General features: G+C 62.0%; 22 protein-coding genes and 1 tRNA gene. 7 read left to right on the top strand and 16 right to left on the bottom strand.

Features of this window, described 5'->3' with window-relative positions:
• Positions 1 to 7: 7 nt before the first annotated feature.
• The 6 genes from Q0X62_RS09310 to Q0X62_RS09285 form a co-directional block, all read right to left on the bottom strand.
• On the bottom strand, positions 8 to 859 hold the full coding sequence (locus Q0X62_RS09310; RefSeq protein ID WP_297734515.1) for an MBL fold metallo-hydrolase: 852 nt from the start codon (positions 857 to 859) through the stop codon (positions 8 to 10).
• Positions 856 to 1,638 (bottom strand): TatD family hydrolase, encoded by a 783-nt coding sequence (locus Q0X62_RS09305; protein ID WP_297734511.1) that lies wholly within the window; start codon positions 1,636 to 1,638, stop codon positions 856 to 858. Before Q0X62_RS09305 ends, Q0X62_RS09310 begins: the two co-directional genes overlap by 4 nt.
• 2 nt (positions 1,639 to 1,640) lie before the next feature.
• A complete protein-coding gene (locus Q0X62_RS09300) occupies positions 1,641 to 2,690 on the bottom strand; it encodes a DNA polymerase III subunit delta' (protein WP_297734508.1) in 1,050 nt (349 codons plus the stop codon).
• Entirely contained in the window at positions 2,687 to 3,322 is a 636-nt protein-coding gene (tmk, locus tag Q0X62_RS09295) for a dTMP kinase (RefSeq protein WP_297734505.1), read from the bottom strand. The genes Q0X62_RS09300 and tmk overlap by 4 nt, the downstream gene beginning before the upstream one ends.
• A gap of 5 nt (positions 3,323 to 3,327) precedes the next feature.
• Positions 3,328 to 4,473 (bottom strand): D-alanyl-D-alanine carboxypeptidase family protein, encoded by a 1,146-nt coding sequence (locus Q0X62_RS09290; protein ID WP_297734502.1) that lies wholly within the window; start codon positions 4,471 to 4,473, stop codon positions 3,328 to 3,330.
• Between the two features lie 112 nt (positions 4,474 to 4,585).
• Positions 4,586 to 5,524: a septal ring lytic transglycosylase RlpA family protein gene (locus tag Q0X62_RS09285; protein ID WP_297734500.1), complete on the bottom strand. Its 939-nt coding sequence runs from the start codon at positions 5,522 to 5,524 to the stop codon at positions 4,586 to 4,588.
• Between the two features lie 122 nt (positions 5,525 to 5,646).
• Between Q0X62_RS09285 and Q0X62_RS09280 the strand changes: the two genes are divergently transcribed.
• A tRNA-Ser gene (locus tag Q0X62_RS09280) sits at positions 5,647 to 5,734 on the top strand.
• Positions 5,735 to 6,337: 603 nt separating this feature from the next.
• On the top strand, positions 6,338 to 6,832 hold the full coding sequence (locus Q0X62_RS09275) for a hypothetical protein (protein WP_297734498.1): 495 nt from the start codon (positions 6,338 to 6,340) through the stop codon (positions 6,830 to 6,832).
• 698 nt (positions 6,833 to 7,530) lie between these two features.
• On the opposite strand, the gene Q0X62_RS09270 is transcribed toward Q0X62_RS09275, so the two are convergent.
• From Q0X62_RS09270 to Q0X62_RS09240, 7 genes are all read right to left on the bottom strand, one after another.
• Positions 7,531 to 7,836 (bottom strand): hypothetical protein, encoded by a 306-nt coding sequence (locus tag Q0X62_RS09270; protein WP_297734496.1) that lies wholly within the window; start codon positions 7,834 to 7,836, stop codon positions 7,531 to 7,533.
• 3 nt (positions 7,837 to 7,839) lie between these two features.
• Positions 7,840 to 8,031 carry a hypothetical protein gene (locus tag Q0X62_RS09265; RefSeq protein ID WP_297734494.1) on the bottom strand — a complete coding sequence of 64 codons (192 nt, stop codon included), beginning with the start codon at positions 8,029 to 8,031 and terminating at the stop codon, positions 7,840 to 7,842.
• 78 nt (positions 8,032 to 8,109) lie between these two features.
• Positions 8,110 to 8,304 carry an excisionase family DNA-binding protein gene (locus Q0X62_RS09260; RefSeq protein ID WP_297734492.1) on the bottom strand — a complete coding sequence of 65 codons (195 nt, stop codon included), beginning with the start codon at positions 8,302 to 8,304 and terminating at the stop codon, positions 8,110 to 8,112.
• A gap of 101 nt (positions 8,305 to 8,405) precedes the next feature.
• Positions 8,406 to 9,029, bottom strand: a complete 624-nt coding sequence (locus tag Q0X62_RS09255; protein WP_297734484.1) for a hypothetical protein — start codon at positions 9,027 to 9,029, stop codon at positions 8,406 to 8,408.
• Entirely contained in the window at positions 9,019 to 10,245 is a 1,227-nt protein-coding gene (locus Q0X62_RS09250) for a site-specific integrase (RefSeq protein WP_297734482.1), read from the bottom strand. The genes Q0X62_RS09255 and Q0X62_RS09250 overlap by 11 nt, the downstream gene beginning before the upstream one ends.
• Before the next feature lie 227 nt (positions 10,246 to 10,472).
• Positions 10,473 to 11,225: an anti-sigma factor gene (locus tag Q0X62_RS09245; RefSeq protein ID WP_297734480.1), complete on the bottom strand. Its 753-nt coding sequence runs from the start codon at positions 11,223 to 11,225 to the stop codon at positions 10,473 to 10,475.
• The gene (locus tag Q0X62_RS09240; RefSeq protein ID WP_297734479.1) at positions 11,222 to 11,761 is read right to left on the bottom strand and encodes a sigma-70 family RNA polymerase sigma factor; all 540 of its coding nucleotides are present in this window, start codon (positions 11,759 to 11,761) and stop codon (positions 11,222 to 11,224) included. Before Q0X62_RS09240 ends, Q0X62_RS09245 begins: the two co-directional genes overlap by 4 nt.
• Positions 11,762 to 11,965: 204 nt before the next feature.
• Here Q0X62_RS09240 and Q0X62_RS09235 point away from each other — a divergent pair, with 204 nt between their 5' ends.
• From Q0X62_RS09235 to Q0X62_RS09220, 4 genes are all read left to right on the top strand, one after another.
• A complete protein-coding gene (locus Q0X62_RS09235; RefSeq protein ID WP_297734477.1) occupies positions 11,966 to 12,859 on the top strand; it encodes a DUF3034 family protein in 894 nt (297 codons plus the stop codon).
• Positions 12,860 to 12,894: 35 nt separating this feature from the next.
• Positions 12,895 to 13,359 (top strand): group 1 truncated hemoglobin, encoded by a 465-nt coding sequence (locus tag Q0X62_RS09230; protein WP_297734476.1) that lies wholly within the window; start codon positions 12,895 to 12,897, stop codon positions 13,357 to 13,359.
• Between the two features lie 102 nt (positions 13,360 to 13,461).
• Positions 13,462 to 13,833, top strand: coding sequence for a c-type cytochrome (locus Q0X62_RS09225; RefSeq protein ID WP_297734475.1), 372 nt, complete (start codon positions 13,462 to 13,464; stop codon positions 13,831 to 13,833).
• A gap of 84 nt (positions 13,834 to 13,917) precedes the next feature.
• A complete protein-coding gene (locus tag Q0X62_RS09220; RefSeq protein ID WP_297734474.1) occupies positions 13,918 to 14,046 on the top strand; it encodes an entericidin A/B family lipoprotein in 129 nt (42 codons plus the stop codon).
• 38 nt (positions 14,047 to 14,084) lie between these two features.
• Here the strand turns inward: Q0X62_RS09220 and Q0X62_RS09215 are convergent, their stop codons facing one another.
• From Q0X62_RS09215 to Q0X62_RS09205, 3 genes are read right to left on the bottom strand one after another with little or no spacing between them, the layout of a single operon-like run.
• Positions 14,085 to 15,572 carry a RimK family protein gene (locus Q0X62_RS09215; protein ID WP_297734473.1) on the bottom strand — a complete coding sequence of 496 codons (1,488 nt, stop codon included), beginning with the start codon at positions 15,570 to 15,572 and terminating at the stop codon, positions 14,085 to 14,087.
• Positions 15,569 to 16,057, bottom strand: coding sequence for a GNAT family N-acetyltransferase (locus tag Q0X62_RS09210; protein WP_297734471.1), 489 nt, complete (start codon positions 16,055 to 16,057; stop codon positions 15,569 to 15,571). Before Q0X62_RS09210 ends, Q0X62_RS09215 begins: the two co-directional genes overlap by 4 nt.
• Positions 16,057 to 17,601, bottom strand: a complete 1,545-nt coding sequence (locus Q0X62_RS09205) for a bifunctional GNAT family N-acetyltransferase/carbon-nitrogen hydrolase family protein (protein WP_297734469.1) — start codon at positions 17,599 to 17,601, stop codon at positions 16,057 to 16,059. Before Q0X62_RS09205 ends, Q0X62_RS09210 begins: the two co-directional genes overlap by 1 nt.
• A gap of 244 nt (positions 17,602 to 17,845) precedes the next feature.
• On the opposite strand from Q0X62_RS09205, the gene msrP reads away from it, so the two are divergent.
• Positions 17,846 to 18,832, top strand: a complete 987-nt coding sequence (gene msrP / locus Q0X62_RS09200) for a protein-methionine-sulfoxide reductase catalytic subunit MsrP (protein ID WP_297734467.1) — start codon at positions 17,846 to 17,848, stop codon at positions 18,830 to 18,832.
• Positions 18,833 to 18,848: the final 16 nt, after the last annotated feature.

Here is an 18,848-nt window from a genome sequence, read left to right as displayed (position 1 = left end):
GTCGCAGTCAGCCGCGGATAGAAACCGACCCGTTTCGAACCTCGATAGCGAGCCCGTCATGCGCGGGACGGACTCCGTCCGGCAAACGCTCGGCAAGCGCACCATGATCAAGCGTGATATGGAGATTGGTGAGAACGGCCTCCGGAACGCTGACCCGGTCGATCGCCGCGAGCGCATCGTCGATATTGAAATGCGTCGGGTGCGGTTCGTCCCGCAATGCGTCAACCACCCAGCACCGGATGCCGGACAGGATGTCCGCGCTCTCATCGGGCAAGCGATTGATGTCGGCTGAATACGCCAGCTCCCCAATCCGAAATCCCAGAGATCGTATCCGTCCATGTTCCTGGTCGAACGGAATGATCGCGATTGGACCGCCCGGCCCTTCAATTGAAAGCGTGTCACCGCACGCGGGCATCGCTTTCAGGTCAAGGATCGGCGGATAACCCGATCCCGGTGGCGCCTGAAATGTATAGCTGAAGCGATTGCTCAGGCTGTCAGCGGTCGGCTTGTCCATCCAGACCGGTATCCGTTGGCGCTGGAGATAGGCGAAGGCACGCAGGTCGTCGATGCCGTGCGTCTGGTCGGCATGGTCATGGGTCATCACCACGCCATCAATGCGCCGGACCCCGGCAGACAGCATCTGCTCGCGGAAATCCGGCGATGTATCAATCACGACGCGTGTGACAGCCTCGCCGTCTGCAAGATCGGATTCACTGGCTGCGTACTCGATCAGGGCCGCACACCGTCGGCGACGGTTCTTCGGATTGGACGGATCGCAGGCTCCCCAATCCCCATTGGCCCGCGGAACACCGCCGGATGATCCGGTTCCGAGCAGCGTCAGACGGGTGATCGCGGTCATGGCCTCGGAACCCGGTCAAACAGCCGGAAGAAATTCTCGGTGGTGCGCGTCGCACATTCCTCATCGGTCCAACCCTTCACCTGGGCCAGGCCATGCGCAACATCCGGCAGGAATGCCGGTTCGCAGCGCTTGCCTCTGTGCGGGACTGGCGCGAGATAGGGACAATCGGTCTCGACGATGACGCGGTCATCAGCGACCTCGTCGCGAAACACGGCGCGGACATCCTCGGCCTTCTTGAAGGTGATAATGCCTGACGCCGCGAAATAAGCACCGAGCTTGGAAGCCCGATGGGCCAGTTCAGCCCCGCCGGTATAACAGTGCAACAAGGGGCGGAAGGCCCCCTTCCCCATTTCCTCCTCGAGCAGATCCGCCATCGCCTCATCGGCTTCGCGCGTATGCAGAATGAGCGGCAAATCGGCCCGGCGGGCGGCTTCAATATGGGAGGTAAGAGATTGTAATTGCATCTCTTTGGGCGAATACCCATAGTGGAAATCAAGCCCGGTTTCACCGATTCCGACGACCTTGGGATGCTGCGCGATCTCTATCAGCTCGTCAGCGGTGATGTCGGGACGGTCCTTGGCGTGGTGCGGATGGGCGCCGATCGTGCACCAGATATCGTCATGCGCCTCGGCGATCGCCGACACCGCTTCGAAATCAGTCAATTGGCAGCAGATCGTGATCATTCGGCCGACGCCCGCCACCCTCGCCCGCTCGATCACGGCATCGAGATCTTCGGCGAACTGCTCGCCATGCAGATTGACGTGGCTGTCGATATACATGCTCAGGCGCGGGCCTTTTCCTTGCGCGCTACATCGCGGACCTGGCCAAGCGCGCTCAAGAGGGTCTGTCTGGGGTCGAGATAAAGCGCGTTGGCATCGCGGACAAGCGCATTGAGGTCCCGCCAGCTGTCCAGCCAGGCCGTCGGGTCCTGACCGGCTTCGGCCCGGTCGCGGGCCTGGGCGCGAATGGCGTTGGCGAGTACTTCATAAAACAGGTCGCGCATCTCCTCCTGGCCCTTCAGGCTGAGGCGCTCGGCGATCTTGCGAATGTCGGCATCATTGGCCGCAGCACCGCGATCCACAAGAAGATTGACCTCGGCCGCCAACTCCACACCACCGCCGGAGATCAGAGCCAGGGCCCGCCCCGGTGCACCGCCGGCGAGACGCGCAGCCGCCAGCGCCGCACCGGTATCCGGCGCCGCGCCGGTTTGCTCGAGCCAACTGGCGGTCGCTTCCGCAGACGGAGCCCGCAGGCTCAAACGGCGACAGCGTGAGCGAATGGTGGCCGGCAAACGCCCCGGCGTATGGGTGACCAGAAACAGCACGCCGCGATGCGGTGGCTCTTCCAGCGTTTTCAACAGGGCATTGGCGGCATTGTTATTCATGTCGTCAGCGCAATCGACGATACAGACGCGCCAGCCACCGCCGCCGGAGCTCATTTCAAAGAAGTGAGGCGCCCGCCGGGCTTCCTCGACCGTGATCTCGGCACGCCAGCGCTTGCGCTTGTCATCCCAAGGGCGTCTCAATAGCAAGAGATCGGGCGTGGCCTGGGACTCGATCAGCTTGCAGACCGGATCCTGGGCACTGGCCCCCAATGGCCCGGCTTCCGGCATCGGTCGGGCACCCAGCACGCGCCGTGCGGCCCGCCAGGCAAGGCTGGCCTTGCCGACACCGCGTGGCCCGCTGATCATCCAGGCATGGTGCAGTCGCCCGCTCTGCCAGGCAGTGGCGAACGCCTCTTCCGCCACTTCATGCCCAAACAAGTCATAGCGCTCGCGCGGGGCGAGGCAGCCCGGCTGAACGTCGGACCCGATATCGGGATCCGTGCTCATGCCGGTGAAAACAGGCGTGCATTGACCATATCGAGCGCGGCGGTGAGCACCGCCTCCGGCGACTGGCTGCCATCCAGCACAACACAGCGCTGCGGCTCTTCGGCCGCAATATCGAGGAAGGCCTGGCGCAGGCGCTCATGATAATCGGCGTCGAATTTCTCGAACCGCGTAATTTTTTCACCGCGCTTTATCGTTCGCTCGAGCCCGATCGCAGGCTCAAGGTCGACGATCAAGGTCAGATCCGCGTGAAACGCACCCAGTGAAAAGTGCTGGAGCTCGGCCAGCTCCGCCGCCGACAAGCCGCCGCCGACCCCCTGATAGGCCCGCGTGGAATCAGCAAAACGATCACACAGGACCCAGGCGCCTCGGTTCAGCGCCGGTTTGATGCAGCGTTCGACATGATCGACCCGGGCCGCATACATGAGCAAGGCCTCCGTCCGCGACGACCAGCGCTCGACATCGCCGTTGAGCAAAAGGTCCCGCAGGAGTTCAGCGCCCGGCGTCCCCCCGGGTTCGCGCGTCACGACCGTATCAATCCCGCGATCGGCCAGCGCGTGCGTCAAACCGCGGATGAGCGTGGTCTTGCCTGCGCCCTCGCCGCCTTCCAGCGTGATGAACTTCCCCCCGGCCATACCCGTCAGCCTCGCAGCATATGGACTATGGCCGCGCCGATCCGCCCGATCAGACCCTTCTCGGCGACGCTTTCGGCGGCCACGAGATCATATTCCCGGGCGTCATAATCCGGCGCTTCAACGATCAGAGAGCCGACCACATCACCCTCCTGGATCGGGGCGACAAGCGGCCCATCATAGCTGACGGTTACGGTCAAGTCGCGACGTGCCCGGCGGTGCAGGCCGGCGGTGACGTCGCTTGCAACCCGAAGCGCGACGGTTTCGGTGTCGCCCATGAAGACCTCGGCCCGGTGGTCGACCGCGTCGCCCGCCTCAAACAGGCGATAGAGGCTGTAATCACTCAGAGCGGCGCGCATCATGCGCTCGGCCTCGGTGGCGCGTGCCGCGTTCGAGTCCATGCCGTTGAAGACAATGATGCGGCGCTCACCATCACGCTCGGCCGATCCGACCAAGCCGTAGCCGCTTTCCTCGGTATGCCCGGTTTTCAGGCCATCCGCGCCGGAGAAGACGCCCAGAAGCGGATTGCGATTGTATTGGCGGATGCCGTTATAGGTGAACTCGCGTTCGGCCCAGATCCCGTAATACTCGGGGTGGTCTTCGATCAGGATGCGGGCCAGCCGGGCGAGATCAATAGCACTGATGCGATGGTCAGGGTCCGGCCAGCCGGTGGCATTGGCGAAGCTCGCCGATGTCAGGCCGAGCTCGTGTGCGCGATCCGTCATCATGTCGGCAAAGGCTTCTTCTGTCCCGCCAAGGGCTTCTGCCAACACGATGCAGGCATCATTGCCGGACTGGATGATTACGCCGCGCAGCAAATCCTCGACGCGGGCCCGCGAATTCACCTCCAGGAACATGGTCGAGGAGCCGGACGCAGCACCACCGGTCCGCCAGGCATGTTCGGAGACCGGCAACTCGTCATCCAGCGACAAAGACCCGGCCTCCAGCGCCTCAAGCACCATCAACACGGTCATCATCTTGCTCATCGAGGCCGGTGGCATGGCCTCATCACCGTTGAGTGAATACAGAACCTCACCGGTCTCCGCGTCGAGAATGGCCGCGTGACTGGCTTCGGTCTGGTAGGTGGTCTGCGCCTGGAGCGGCGCCGAAACCAAAAGCGAGATGAGGAAAACAAAGGCTGAAAATACGCGCACGTCGAGACGCTCCCTGGCCGGAATCGGTAGTGGTTCGAGGCGAAGGAAGCATTGAAGCGCGGCAAGACGATGACGTCCAGCGTCGCGGTCACGACAGGGGCAGTCTTTGTGCCTAGTTTACCGCCACGATGCGGGCGTCATAAACGCCCCAGTCGGCGAGTGTTCCGCGGGCGGCGTGGGCGGCATTGCGATCCGACCAGCGGCCGACAAAAACACGCCAGATCTGACCCGTTAACGCGGTGCCGGCCTCAACCCGGACATCCCCGGCGCCATCGATGCGCCGCGCGAATTCCCGGGCATTGTCCGGGTCAGAGAAAGCGCCGACCTGGAGCGAAAATCGCCCCCCGGGCGCAGATGACGGCTGCCAGGCCGGGGTCGGCTCGATAGTCGCCGGCTGAACGGCCGCGACCCGGGTCGGTTCCGGTTGGAAAGCAGGCGTGGGTGCCGCATTGGCCTGGTAGACGCGCTCCGGAGGTGCCCCGTTTTCGTGGGCAGGGCCGAGATACCGCACGCGCACATGCGCCAGGCCGGCGCCGATATAATCGAGTTCCGTTGCAGCAGCCCGGCTGAGATCGATCAGGCGATTATCCACGAAGGGGCCGCGATCATTGATCCGGACGATGACTGAGCGCCCGTTTTCCAGATTGGTCACTTCGGCAATCGAGGGAATTGGCAAAGTTGTGTGAGCCGCCGTCATTGCATTTTGGTCAAAGACTTCACCATTGGCGGTCGGACGCCCGTGGAAATTCGGCCCATACCAGGAGGCAATGCCCGTTTCATCATAATTATCATTGCGTTGTGGGCGGTAAGTTCGACCCGCCACCGTATAGGTTCGGCCGACCTTCTGATGGTCGCTGGAGGCCGCGATAAGACCACGCGCATCGAGCGGCCTCGAGGCACGCGTGGAACCGCTTGATGCCGGCGCCCAGTTGCCCGAACCGGTTGGCGTGGAGGCGCTGCCGGAATAATGGCGCACCTGATCCGGGGTCGAGGTACAGGCCGCAACCAGGCTCAAGGCCAGCCCTGTCAGTAGAAATCGCCACGTCTGCATGCCGGGTCCACTCCTGTCCGGACACCCACCCTTCCGTCTTTTTAGCCCAGAATGGTGAAAGGAGGGTAAGCTGCAAGTGGAGAGTTGCGCAGACCCGTCATTGCCCGCTAAGTGAAGCGGACGGAGGGGTGGCAGAGTGGTCGATTGCGGCGGTCTTGAAAACCGTTGAACCGCGAGGTTCCGGGGGTTCGAATCCCTCCCCCTCCGCCATAATTTCCCAAATAAGACATGAAATGCAATGTGATAGCGCGAGTGGACTTTCTCTTGCCCTAACAAATGCCCCAACATCGACTCGCGCGTGGGCGCGTACTGCTCTCGAAATTGACCATCAGATCCGATCAAAAATTAGGGCGTTTATGACGCGCGAGCCTTAGCGCCGGTCTCCGGTTTCCGGCGCCTAGAGATTCAAACGCGCCTCATACCCTGAATTGAGGAAGCGGGAAATTGGCCCTCTAAGCCAGCTCCCGCTCGGATGGCGCTAGCGATTAACCCCGCCCCTCCCGTACGGGAACTCGCCGGGCCATCGCATTCGGACATGACGGTAAAACGCCCGGTCCGCCGCTTACAGCTCTTCGCAATAACGGCCATACGTGCGCCAATGCATGCCCTTCGGCTTGGGCGGTATGCTCTCCACGGCGGGCGAGCCGCCGAGGCGCTTTCGTATCTTGTCTGCTCGTGTCTGGACCCGGTCAAATTCATTCTCGCGCTGGAACGTGTCACCAGCTCGCGCCGGGCTTCGCTTGCTCCGGATTGCTTAATCGCCCCTTAGGTGCCACGATTTTCGAATAACTCGAAAAAACGAGGGAGATGTCTATGCGTTGGTTAGCGTTTGTCGCTGCGCTCTTAGCAGCATCCTGCACAACATATGGCGAGATGGGATTTACTGGAGGCGTAGAGCATCGCCAGGTTGGTCAGCAAGTCTACCAAATCCGCGCTGGCGGCAACGCTTTCGCTCGCCTCGGTCAAATAGAAGATTTTATCTATCTGCGCGCCGCTGAAATCGGCAGGGACAACGGGTTTAGTCATTTCGCTCTGCTCACTGACGAGAGCGGATACAGGTCGGAAACAATCTCGACAGGCGGTTACAATTACTCTGGAACCACAAACTGCTCAGGAAGCACCTGCAATACGCTCGGCAGCATGAGCGGCCCAACGACGTCAACGATAAGAAAGCCTGACGCCGAAATGCGTATTATGTTCTTCTCGCCGGAGCAGTATAACTCCCTTAGTCCGCAGGAACAGGCAATGACATTGGCTGTCGATGGCGTCTGGAACGAGCTTGCGCCACAGTACCTTGATACCGAGTGAGGCCCGTCTCCCGGTTTGCGCCGCGCTTCGCTTGCCTAGCGCCTACCTATAAGCGGTTCAAACCGCCGCGCATCCACGCCGCCGCCCCAGCGCGTCCGGCCGTGTCTCGTCTAACCTTTCCGCCCCCGCCCGCGCGATTTTCGGCGCCCGCCGCGCTCCGCAGATTTTGCGCCCCGTACGGCGCGGTTTTTGCGCCGTTCGCCGTCATAGGGCGCGAGCGTGAACCACAAATTTTGCGCCGTTGAATTTTCCTGTGGCCGCCATCGCTTGAAGCGCTGGGGCTCCGCCTTGCGGGTTTCGGTCGGATAGCAGGCGAGCGAAATCACTCGTCCCCGTGTGCCCTTCGGCCCAGCGAACGCCCCGCGCCGCTCCAAGACAAACCAGCCGCGTTCAACGCAAGCGCTTACCACGGCCCGTGCAGTATTCTCAGAACACCCCAGCATCGCCGCCGCGGTGGCGTCTGAAAGCTCGAAGGCGTTCGGCTTGCCGTGCTCAGGCGGTCGGTACGCCGCCGTCACATGCGTGACCAAATCCCGCCCCCGGCTATCAAGGGTTCGCCACGCCGGGAGGAGATACCAGCTTGAATAAATCCGGGCGTGCGGCGGCTCCCGGCGCGAGCGGCCGTTTTCATTTGCTTTCATGTTTCAGGATACGGCAGGCGCTGGGGGCGGACGCAAAGCCCGCCCTCCCGGTTTCGCCTAGTCGCCGCCTCCCTCGCTGGAAGGCGCGAGCGCCCTTATCGAAACGGTCTCATGCAACACATATCGCGCATGGCTTCCCGCGAAGGGCGGCCCGTGGCGTTCATGCCGGGTCTCGATATTGAGGCTAAGGCTCCGCAAATTGAACACATAAGCCGACCAGCGCGGGCCGGGAGTATCAATGGGCGTGACGCCCTTCGGCCCGGCTTCGGCTAGCTTCACCAGCGCCCAGGCATCCCGCCCGGTAAGAGAGACGCCGGGGCGTTCTGGCGCGCTTGGAAAGGTGACAAGAACGGTCTCCGTCATGGCCTAGTCCTCCCTATTCAGGCCCGCGAGCGAGGCGTACAGCTTCACGGTCTCGGCGGGGCGATAGGGCATGCGCGAGCGCACGAAACGCTCGGCATAGGAAAGGCGGCGGGTATCTTCACGCCGGGCCGCAAAGCGGAAAAGCGGCAGGTCGAAATGATTGCGCGAGGTCGCGCGCTGGCGTAGTTTCGCCATCGTTATAAACCTCCATCCAAGGTTTGTTTGGAATACGCCCTGGCGCTGCCGCTAACAGCGCTGGGGGCATTTCACTTTTCAGGACTGACTAGGAGCGACGGACCGCTCCAGAAGCGCGTCCATCGCATCGCGCCGGATTAAGCGCCGCGAGCCGATTTTCAGGCTATCAAGCGAGCCGTCCGCGAGCAGGCGGTACACCTGCGAGCGCGATACGCCCAGATATTGCGCCGCGTCGAGAACCGAGTAAGCGGCACGTTTGGCCTTGTCTGGCATATTGTCCTCCTTTCTCCATCGCCGAACCGCTCGGCGAACCTCGGAGGACACCTATTGACAGCATGGCGCAGCAATGTGCGACCCATGAAACTTAGTACCCTTCATGTTTCACGTCTGAGCACTATCCGCCCTTCTTCCCGCCAGCGCCGAATGTGGTTTTCATACGCGCGCGTGCTTTTTGGGATTTTCGCGCCGGGAAACTGCTCATGCGCCCGGTCACACAGCGCTTCGGCGGCCTGCGACTGCGAGATTCGCTCTTTCATAACCAACGCGGCCTCGACGACCTCGTGCGCGATGGGTAGCGCCCAGTCATCGAAATCCTGTCTTCGCGCCTGAACCGAACGCTTTGCATTTTCTCGCTTGTTGGCTTGCGATTGAGCCCCATGTCCCAGCCGCTCAGCCAAGCCAAACTCGATGATGAGTTGCCCAAAATCCCAGCCGAGCATTATGCCCTCTGACGCGGCTAGCTCTGATTTTCCAAGCGCGCAAAGTAAACGGATACTCTCCGCCCGCTTAATCATCCGCTTCGCCAGCCTTGCCTCATCACTTTCGGGGGCGCGATCAATTGCGGACTGAGCCTGCTTCAAAATCTCGGCCAAGCCATATTCCAAATGCCCGCGTGGATCATCGAGCGGCGATGTCGGCACAGTTTTGTCTTTCGCTCCGGGTTGTTGCCGCAACGGATCAAACAGAAATGGTCGGGGCCAATCCTTCTTACGGTGCATGAGCACGTCCCTTTAGCTCAATCACGTCTGCTTCAGCAGCCGCTGAAAAATAGAACTGCGCCCAGACCTCCATCATCCGCCGTCGCTTCTCCAGCGCATCGCCGCGCCGGTAAGCCTGCTCCACTGCATCGCCGACCGCATGCGCCAGCGCCGCCTCAGCAAGCTCACGCGGGAAAGTACTCGCCTCGCCCGCCCAATCGCGGAAGGTGGAGCGAAAGCCGTGAACGCTCGCCTTGCTGGCTGGTATCTTCATTCGGCGCAGCACCGCCGCGAGGGACATGTCTGATAGCGGCTTGCCCTTGGTTCCGGGAAACACCGGCGCATCCGGCTCGCCGCCGGTAAGCGGTTTGATGGCCTCCAGAATGGTGGCGGCTTCGGCCGTGAGCGGAACGCGGTGTTCCTTGCCCGCTTTCATTCGATCGGCGGGAACGGTCCAAACCTGTTTTTGCAGATCCATTTCAGACCAGCGCGCGCCGCGCACCTCACCGGACCGCGCTGCCGTGAGAATCAGGAACTCCAGCGCCCGTGCCGAAACGCCCTCGCGCGCGCGTAGTGCTGACGAAAATTCCGGCATGTCGGCATAGGGCATGGCGGGGTGATGGCCGCGCGTGAGCTTCTGCCGCGCCGGGAGCAGGTTCGCCAGATGGCCTTTCCAGCGCGCCGGGTTCTCGCCATCGCGGTATCCCTTGGCCTTAGCCGCGTCGAGAACACGCTCAATACGCCCGCGAAGGCGCGAGGCGGTTTCCGGCTTGTCGCTCCAGATTGGTTTCAGGACTCCCAGCACTTCCTCGGTGTCGATTCGGTCCACGCTGATATGCGCCAGCGCGGCCGCATCGTTCGCCAGCGTCGCCTTCCACTGGTCGCGGTGTTTCGAGTTGCGCCATTGCGGGGCGAGGCTTTCGACGACCTCCACCGCAAACGCCCCGAACTCAGGAATTGACGTGGAAGCGCGTTTCGCTGCAATTGGGTTCACCCCATCCGCAACCTTCTCGCGGGCGTCTGCGGCCCGTTCACGGGCTTTTGCGAGCGAAACAGACCGCGCCGGGCCAAGCCCCATTTCCTTCAGCTTGCCGCGCCAGCGAAACAGAAACACCCAGCGCCGCGCGCCTCCCGGCCCGACGCTCAGGTAAAGCCCACCGCCGTCGCCATGTCGCCCAGGCTTGGCGTCCTCACGCATAAGCGCCGAGACGGTCCGCGCGCTCATCTTGTTCAGCATCCGGCTTCCGGCCATTTTGCCCCGCTTTGAGACCCGTGCCCTAACAGCAGCCCCAACAATTGCCCCAACAAAGAGCCGCGATTATGGGGTACAAGCTGGGACGTGTCGAGACAGGCAAGCCCGGAAATGCTTTTGTAGGCTTACCTTTTTGAGACGTGCGGGAAAATGCGGGTACGCCGGTAATACGGACTCCCCCTCCGCCACCGGACAGCCGGACATCCGTCAAGTCAGAGCGTTTGAACCGTGCCGACAGCGATCACCGGGCCTGTCGGAGCGCCGGTCGGCGACCCGCCTGGCGGCTCCAGGCTGATGGCGAGAACCGCCCCCTCACCGATTGCCGCTACCAGCTCGGCTCCTACCGGTACGCGTGAATCCACCACGCCATCCGTGTCAGCGATCAAGCCGAGCGAGCGCGGCGCTTCACCGGGCGGGATAATCCAGAGTTCGGGCTGGACCGGATCCGCGAGATCACTCGCGACCGGACCGCTCAAGACCAGTTCGCCCGTGTCCGGCTCGAAGCGGACCAGAATGACCGGCGCCGCATCGCCATCGCGCAAGGCTGCAAAATAGCCCGAGGATGAGGTCTCGACGCCGTCCGGCTCCAACGGGCCGGCGGGACCGGTTGGCTGGACCAGGTTCACGGCAATGGCGATTGCAGCTGCGACTGCCGAGACGGCGGTGGTCGTGCGCCAGAACACCAGGCTCCCCAGCCAGCCCGTTGATGATGTCTCTGTCGTGCCTGACCCGAACAGAGCCGCTTCAATGCGTCGTTTGAGCGCCGGCGACGGCGACACCGGACTGACCGGCGCCGCCAGCGGACCCAATCGTCCCTGCCAGCGCGCCACGGCGTCCGCGAAATCCGCATCCTCTTGCAGCCGAGTTTCCGCGGCTTCGCGCTCGGACACATCGAGGACGCCCAGGACATATTCTGCCGCCAGCAGGTCGGGGCCGTGGGAAGATGGGGTCTCGTGCTCGGTCATGACGGCTCCAGGCAATCTCGCAGCTTCATGAGCGCGCGGCGGATGACGCTTTTTACGGTTCCCAGGGGTTTGTCAGCCGCCCGGGCGACCTCCGGGTAGGATTGCCCGGTCATGAAGGCCTGTCGCACAAATTCCGATTCCTTCCCGGACAAGGCACCGAGGCAATCATGCAGCCGATCCGCCTCGCCCGCAAAGACCACGAGGTCCTCGGCCGAGTGGCTCTCATCCGCCGGTTCCGGCGCGGACTCGAGTGGCGCGGTCTCGCGGCGACGGCGCAAGCGGTCAATCGCGGCATTCCGGGCAACCGCAATCAGCCAGGACATGGCGCTCGCCCGTCCGGCATCATACTTGGCGGCGCGTCGCCAGACATTGAGATAGCAATCCTGCACGGCTTCCTCGGCTTCAGCGCGGTCATGCAAGATACGCAGGGTCACCCCGAACAGCTTCGCATTCGTGATGTCATAGAGTTCGCTGAAGGCCGAGCGACTCCCGAGAGAGACCTGTTTCAACAGCGCTTTTGGCCGTTCCGGATCCATGAGTTTTTCGCACCTGTCCGATCATCAAGACCGCATAAACCGGCCACCCTCCCGGCACATAGCCCGCCGCGGCTCAAAGGCAATCCCGGGGTCGGATCGTGTTTTTGAAGCCTCGATGCATCCGCTTCGCGACGCGCTTCGTTACTGCTCCCGAGGCCGCCCTTTCGGCGGTGTCGACCCATTCTTTTCCACGCGGGGGAACACATGGCATTCACATCACGCTTATCACTCGTCCTGACCAGTCTTGCGCTCGGTACGACGACCGCGCCGGCCTTCAGCCAGGATGGCGACGGCCTGTTCAATCTGAGCGGCCCCTCTTCGGGTCGCCTGCTCCTGACCGGCGGGGTGAGCCAGGTCGAAGGGTCGGCCGGCGGCGGTCTGACCCCCTGGGCCCTGATCGCGGGGTACGGGACCGAAAACCAGATCGGTGGCGCCGGGTATTTCACCCGCGTCGAGACGGATGACTATTCACTGGAAAGTTATGGCGTCCAGGTCGGGATCTTCAATCGCGTCGAACTCTCGATCTCGCAGCAATCCTTCAATCTCGAAGATGTCGGCGTCGCGCTCGGTCTCGGCCCGGAATACGATATCGACGTGACCACTTACGGCGCAAAGGTCCGTCTGTTCGGTGATGCCGTGCTGGAGCAGGACAGCTGGATCCCGCAGGTTTCGGTCGGCATCCAGTACAAGGACAATGCCCAGGACGCACTGGTCCAGTCACTCGGCGCCGATGACGGCGATGGGCTGGATGTCTATCTGTCCGCCACGAAGCTTTATCTTGACCAGAGCCTGCTGCTGAACGCCACGGTCCGGATGACCCAGGCCAACCAGTTCGGCATTCTCGGCTTTGACGAGGATTACAGTGTCGAGTTCGAGGCGTCTGCCGCCTATCTGATCAATCGCTTTCTGGCGGTCGGTGCAGAATATCGGACCAAGCCGGACAATCTCGCCATCGCCGCCGAGGGTGACGCCTTCGACGTCTTCGTCGCATGGGCGCCGACCAAGAATGTCTCGGCCACGCTCGCCTATGTCGATCTCGGCAATATCGTGGTGGGTGACCAGACCGGCGTCTACGCCTCCCTGAACTTCTCTTTCTGATCCCGATAATCGCGTCCAAACGCAGGAGTACAATCATGCTCAAGACATTGACGACGGGCCTCGCCCTCACCTTTCTGGCCAGCTCCGCCATGCCGGCGCTCGCGGCCCAGGACTCCGCTCCGGTCACACCGGTCATCACGGACGGACAGGACCTGTTCGAACGCTTTGGCGGCCGCCCTGGCCTGGAGCGGATCATGGATGACTTCCTGGTCAATCTGAACGCGGACGAACGCACCGCGCCATTCTTCCGGGGGATCGACGAAACGCGCGTCAAGCGCATGCTTGTCGAGCAGTTTTGCGTCATCCTCAACGGCCCCTGCACCTACACCGGACGTTCGATGTCAGAAGCCCATCGGGGCATGGGCGTCACGGAGGCGGACTTCTATGCCCTCGTCGAGAACCTGCAGGTCGCGATGAGTGATAATGGGGTTCCCTTCCGGGCCCAGAACCGGCTCCTCGCAGCCCTCGCTCCGCAACATCGCGACATTATTGCGGAGTGACACCTTGCTTCGCCACGCTCTGCTGCCCCCGAAACTGCGGACTGCGCCATCATGATCGGACTGCCCTCATCCACAACGTTCCTGGCCTTGATGTCCCTTGCCATGAGCGACAGTGCACCTGATCCGGCACCGCAAGCAGAGCGTGGCGAAGTCCTTTACCGGCAATATTGCGGAAACTGCCACGCGCCAGACCGCAACAAGTATGGGCCCATGCATCGAGGTGTCTTTGGCCGCGCCGCGGGCGCCGTGCCTGACTATCCCTACTCGGACGCGCTCGCCGAGGCGGCGATTGTCTGGAATGCCGAGACCCTCGACCGCTGGCTCGCCGACCCGACTGCAATGATACCAGGTACACGAATGCGCTTTCGCCTGGATGACGCCGACGCTCGACGGAGCATTATCGTCTATCTCGCCAGCCTGAGTGACGCTGATCACCTGGTCGGACCGCAAGCAGCGCAACAGGGCGCGCAGTAGGATTCTCTGTGACCCCGTGGCTATTTGTTGTCCATCGGCGCGGGCTCTTGCATGCTGCCGCGACGGCACAGAAAAGGATTTGCCATGAAGAAGATCATCACTTTGACCGCAATGACACTGTTCGCCATCAGTCTGGCCGGCTGCAATACACTGCGTGGTGCAGGCCAGGACATCGAACGCGCCGGCGAAGCCGTTCAAGACGCGTCCAGCTAAGCCCGAACAGTCCCTCGCCCGGATTTTGGGGCCTTTCCTCAGGTCCGGGCTTGGGCCGGTAAAGCCGAAAGCCCGATCCGGGTTTCCAGGCGACGGGCGAACCAGCGGATGATGGATTCCCAGAGACGGTCCTTGAGGACAAGGCCTTCCACATCGCTTTCCAGGTTCGGATTGTCATTGATCTCGATGACGTAAACACCCTCCGGTGTTTCCTTGAGATCGATCCCGTACAGGCCACTGCCAATCAGGCGGGCCGCTGCGAGTGCCGTCTCGATGACTGCGGCCGGCGCGTCAACCACGTCGAAGGTCGCGGAGCCGCCCTCCAGCGATTTGGCGCCCTCGCGATGCTTGATGATCTGCCAATGCCCTTTCGCCATCTTGTACTGACAGGCGAACAGGGCTTCGCCATCCAGGACACCGACACGCCAGTCGAAACTGGTGGGAAGATATTCTTGGGCAATGATCAGCGCCGTGTCCTCGAATAATTGTTTCGCCCGCATCTTGAGGTCGGCTTCGGTCGAGACCTTGTGTACCGATCGGGAGAATGAGCCATCGGGCGCCTTCAACACCACCGGCGTCCCCAGCCGGTCCATCAAGCCGTCGAGCGGCTGGTTCTCGTCAATGACCTCCGTGCGCGGTGCTGCCACGCCGCCCAATTCCAGCAATTCCTTCAGGAAGACCTTGTTGGTGCAACGGATCATCGAGGCCGTGTCGTCGATCACCGGCATGCCCTCCTGCTCAGCGCGTCGGGCGAAGCGGTAGGTGACATTGTCGATCGCGGTCGTCATGCGGATGAAGAGAGCATCATACTCGGCGAGACTGGCCAAATCATTGGGACCGATAAAGGCCACCTCCACGCCCATCCGTGCGGCGACGCTGGCGAGCCGTTTCAGTGAGGCGGGTTTGGACGGCGGCATGTCTTCCGCCGGATCGGTCAGGACTGCCAGGGACCAACGCGCAGGCGACCGCTCCTTGCGGTCGGACCAGCCACGCTGGGTATAGGTTTCGAGCGCGTCGAGGAAGAAGGCCCGGACCTCGCCCTTGAGACTGTTCGGGGCCAGTGGCCGAATGCGATCAATGCCCTGCCCTGCTTTGCCCAGCGATACTTCCAGAACCGGCACGCGGAACCAGTCGAAAAGGAGCTTTCCAAAACGGGTCAGCCCGGCCTGATCGACGCGCCCGAAAGCGATTGTCAGGGTGGAGGGCAGGCTGGATGGATCGCGGCACTCGCGCGCCAGCGCCGCATTGAGCTCCGGGAGCGCCTGGGCATAGAGGCTCTTGCGGGACAGCTCGACCATGGTCTGGGCGGTCGGGGCAATCCGGTGTCCGCGAGCCTCGGCCAGCAGCGAGGCGTAATAACCCTGCGTCTGGTAGCCATAGGAGCGCGCCAGATTGAGAATATTGGGGCGGCGCTGGGTGAACAGGGCCGGATTGGCGAGGTAATCGCGAACGCGCAGCACTTTGTGCGGGGTTTCGTGCTGGGCGAGGTCGTTGGGAAATTCAACGAGAATGAGCCAGTCGCTCAAAGGGGGTCATGCTCCGCATTATCAGGCTCTGCGTGGGGGCCGGTCGGGGCTTGCAGAACCAAGGCTGTTTCACCGTCCTCGTAATAGGCATTTCGCCTGTCATGCAAGCGAAATCCGAGCCGCTCATACAAATTGATCGCCGCCCTGTTTCCGGCTCGGACTTCAAGCCGCAAGCAGTCACGCCCTTGCGCGGTCGCGAGCCTCTTTGCGGCCTCGATCAGGGCTTCGGCGACACCTCGTCGACGGCTGTCCGGCGCCACTGCGAGGGAATAAATCCGGGCGACACGGCTGCCCTTACGAAGGCTCAGCGCAAGATAGCCGCCTGCCCTCGCGTCTGTGTCCCCGAGCAGGAATTGCGTGCACCCGCCACGCAGCATGCGTGCGAGATTGCGGCGGGCAAACCGATCGGTAGTGAAGCTCGCGCCCTCGATGCTATCGATCCGATCCAGATCGGCCGGACCGGCGGCACGGACCGCGATCGACATCAGGCTTTCCAATCGACCTTGTAGAGATCAAATCGACGATCACGAAGATTGCGGACCGTACCTTCCTGCCGGGCCCAGTCCAGATCGGTCAGATCCAGATCGGCAATGGCAACCGTCTCAACATTCTCGGTACATTCCGCGGCCACGCCATCGCGCGCGAAACGGAAGTCGCAGGGCGTGAGAATGCAGGACTGGGCGTATTGGATGTCCATGTTTTCCACACCCGGCAGATTTCCCACATTGCCGGACATCACTACATAACACTGGTTCTCGATCGCCCGCGCCTGGGCGCAATAGCGCACCCGCAAATAGCCTTGGCGGTTATCGGTGCAGAAAGGAACGAAGAGGAGTTTCGCGCCGGCATCCACCAGCTTGCGCGCCAATTCGGGGAATTCACTGTCATAACAGATCAGAACGCCGATCGGACCGCAATCGGTCGGGATGGTGATGATCTCGTCGCCGCCAAGGATATTCCACCAATGCCGCTCGGATGGCGTCGGGTGGATCTTTTCCTGAGCATGCACTGACCCGTCGCGCAGGAAGACATAGGCGACATTCTGGATGTCGTCATCCTCCGTCCGGGTCGGGTGAGAGCCGCCGATTATGTTGATATTATAGCTGATCGCCAGTTCGCGCATTTTCTCGACGAAATGCGGCGTGTACTCGGTCAGGCGTTCGATGGACTGGGCATGGGTCAGCCGGGTTTCCTCGAGCGCGAGAAGCTGCAGGGTAAAGAGCTCCGGAAAGACCACGAAATCACAGCGATAATCCGAGGTCACATCGACGAAATATTCGATATTGCTGATAAACTCGTCGAAACTCTCAACCCGCCTCTGCTGGAATTGCACCGTCGCGACCCGGACAATGTCTTTTTGTCCGGGCGGGGCGTTGGCACTGAGCTTTTGCTCCACGGCATAGGGATTGCGCCAGACCATATGGCTGGCCCATCCCCGCGAGGCCCGGTCGCTGGGCAGATAGGCTTTCAGGACCCCGATCGGTTCAAACCCCATCCGGGTCTGGAAGCGGATCACCGGGTCGGAGACTTCCTGCGCCATGACAGCATCAAGATAGGCCTTGGCCGACGTGTATTGCTTGCGTTTGCGCTGCCAGTTCGGCATGCGCCCGCCGAAAACGATCCCGTCCAGCTCATAGCGCTCGGCCAATTCCTTGCGGGCGTCATAGAGGCGCTGACCAATACGCAGACGGCGGCGGTCCGGGTCGACACAGACCTCCATCCCGTACAGCCATTCACCCTTGGGATTGTGGCGCGAGGCATAGCCGCCGCCTGTGATGGAGTCCCAAGTGTGCGGCTTGAGCGCTGTATCGCCATCGATAATGAAACTGGCCGCGTAACCGACAATCTCGCTGTCATACTCCACCACGACCTGACCGTCGGCGAAGTTGGAGATCTGCCCCTGCAGCATGCCCGCTGAATAGGCTCCCATTTCGGGATACACCTTGCCGACGAGCGCGATGATGCCGGGGATATCCTCCAGCGTGGCATTGCGGACATTGAGCGTGGAACGGCTGGTTTGGCTGGGCAATTGAGACCCCTGTCAGGTGGTTGTCGGGCGCGCCGACCAGGGCACCCGTTTCAGTGGCAGTTGCGGCACGGATTCAAGGGCGCCGTCAACGCCAAACTTGTTGTTTCGGGTTCCCCATTCAGGCCGGAGACCGGCTCAAGTCAGGGTAACATCATCCCGCCAAGTCATCACGAAACCGTTGGAGGGGAAGACGTGTCCGCAATTTGCCCTAGGTTCTGAACCGAGCAGGCACGGATATCGACACATGTTCATTCACAAGAAACACCCTTGGCAAAGTCGCGAAGACGACGTGACACCGAAGGGCCTCTATCTCAATCGCCGCAAGATCATCGCCTCGGGCGGCGCGCTCGCCCTTACGGGCCTGAGTGCATGCGAGGCCCAATCGGGCCAGGACGGTGCGGCGCCCGCTGCAGCGGGCACACGACCTACCAGTGGTGAGCTCGCCCATCGCTCGGGCGACTATCAGGTCGCGGATCCTCTGACGCCTTATCCTGCGGTGACCGGCTATAACAATTTCTACGAATTCGGCGTGGGCAAGGACGACCCGGCCCGTTATGCCGGCGCCCTGACCACAGATCCCTGGTCGATCGACGTCGAGGGCCATGCCGCGCGTACCGGCACTTTCGCCCTTGAAGACGTGGTCGACTTCTCGGATCTGGAGGAGCGCATCTATCGGCTGCGCTGTGTCGAGGCCTGGTCGATGGTAATCCCGTGGATCGGCGTCCCTCTCGCCTCCGTGCTGGCGAGTTTCGAGCCCACATCGCAGGCCCGCTACGTCCAGTTTGTGACGGATCTGGACCGCGATGAAATGCGCGGCACGCGCTTTCCGGTGCTTGACTGGCCCTATGTTGAAGGCTTGCGCATGGATGAAGCCATGAATGAACTCGCCTTCCTCGCCGTCGGGCTTTATGGCGAGGTCCTGCCGAACCAGAACGGCGCCCCGGTCCGCCTCGTCGTGCCTTGGAAGTATGGCTATAAGTCTATAAAATCTATTGTGAAAATCCGCTTCGTCTCCGAACAGCCCGAGACCAGCTGGAACCGGTCCGCACCGCATGAGTATGGCTTCTACTCCAACGTCAATCCGAACCGGGCCCATCCACGCTGGAGCCAGCGGTCCGAGCGGGTGATTGGCGGCAATGTCTTCGCCCGTCGGGACACGGAGATGTTCAATGGCTACTCCGAGCAGGTCGCGCACATGTATGCCGGCATGGATCTGATCGAAAACCACTAGCCGGCATCGAGCTCTC

This window comes from uncultured Maricaulis sp. (assembly GCF_947259345.1).
Lineage (GTDB): Bacteria > Pseudomonadota > Alphaproteobacteria > Caulobacterales > Maricaulaceae > Maricaulis.
This window is presented reverse-complemented; position numbering and strand designations above follow the sequence as displayed.